General features: G+C 33.1%; 2 protein-coding genes. Both read right to left on the bottom strand.

All coding sequences use genetic code 11. The features are described from left to right. Positions 1–89 precede the first annotated feature (89 nt). Positions 90–878: a type IV secretion system protein gene (locus ACFIMI_RS09620; protein ID WP_375692532.1), complete on the bottom strand. Its 789-nt coding sequence runs from the start codon at positions 876–878 to the stop codon at positions 90–92. Continuing rightward, positions 875–1,018, bottom strand: a complete 144-nt coding sequence (locus ACFIMI_RS09615) for a TrwH protein (RefSeq protein WP_375692531.1) — start codon at positions 1,016–1,018, stop codon at positions 875–877. Before ACFIMI_RS09615 ends, ACFIMI_RS09620 begins: the two co-directional genes overlap by 4 nt. Between the last annotated feature and the right edge of the window lie 145 nt (positions 1,019–1,163).

Here is a 1,163-nt window from a genome sequence, read left to right as displayed (position 1 = left end):
TTTCAGCACGATATCTTGGCTTTGATAAAATCTTTGTGCTTCTCTTAATTGTTCAGAGAGTACTGAACCTTCTACATCGGCTTTTGTTTTCATCGTATGGTAGGCATCCCTTTTTTTTCATGATCAAAAATTTTCATATCAAGTTCGCGTCTTTTCCTTTTGATAAGTGATTTCTCAGCGTTACGTAAATGTGCTACCATTTGTACCTTTATAAATTCATTTTGGATCATGGCTAATGAACCATCGATATGTGCTTGAAGATCTGCAATATCTTTCAGGTTTTCTTTTGTTTGAAGTTCATTAAATAGATTTTTGAGGTATTGAAAACGATTTTCTACGTTTTCAAAACTTTTTAAAGTTATAGCTTTATCTAGTATCGATGCAAATTGTAAACGCTCTGAAATAGTTTTGCCCATTTGATCAAAAGGCCCAGAAACTTTGTTTTCGTCCTCTAATACCTCTTGATATGATTTCCTTGAAAGTTTATCACTCTTATAGAGCGCTTCTGGCTCTTTGAGAAAAAAACTAGAAAAGTCTATTTGCTTTGGGTTTGTTTTCTGACTCTTTGTTATAGCTTGATAGGTTTTTTCTGTTTGCGAAAGTTGTTCTTTTTTCAACTCAAGTTGTTTTTTAAAGAGCTCAATAATTTCCCCTTTTTTTAATAGCTTAATAAGCTCCAGATATTCCGCTGGTAGAGCAGGTGGTGGCGATGGAGCAGGTGAATTCTGTTTAGTATCTGATTCCGAAAGAATCTGTGCCCTTAAAAGATTTAGCCGCACGTTACCACCTACATGATTTCCATCAACATTGTTTGCATGTGCCAGATTTATCATCCCCAAAAGGGTAATCATTCCTGTTATAATAAATCGCTTTTTCATCTGTCTCCTCGCTTGATTTCGGCAGGGATTGTTTTATTAATAGGCACACGATTTCTATCACTAGGCTGTTTTAGCTTTGGTGCTAATGCACAAGCCGATAAAAGGTTTGCAATCAAAATTACAAGAATGATTGACTTCATTTTAATATGACTCTTTTTTACCGTTATATACATTCCGATATTTATTGTCATTATTATAATTTTGACAATAAAGTAAAGTGTATAGTTTACGATAATTTATCTTTTCTTAATTTCATTTTTTAATTTATGAAAATAGCTCAATTTC

The sequence above is a fragment of the Bartonella sp. AP4SXKL genome (genome assembly GCF_042195845.1).
Taxonomy (GTDB): domain Bacteria; phylum Pseudomonadota; class Alphaproteobacteria; order Rhizobiales; family Rhizobiaceae; genus Bartonella.
The sequence above is the reverse complement of the archived record's forward strand: the minus strand, read 5'-3'. Positions and strand labels throughout refer to the sequence as shown.

Bases quoted from the DNA above. Each gene is read 5' to 3' on its own strand.
- ACFIMI_RS09620 (WP_375692532.1), bottom strand. From the start codon at position 878: ATGAAAAAGCGATTTATTATAACAGGAATGATTACCCTTTTGGGGATG.
- ACFIMI_RS09615 (WP_375692531.1), bottom strand. From the start codon at position 1,018: ATGAAGTCAATCATTCTTGTAATTTTGATTGCAAACCTTTTATCGGCT.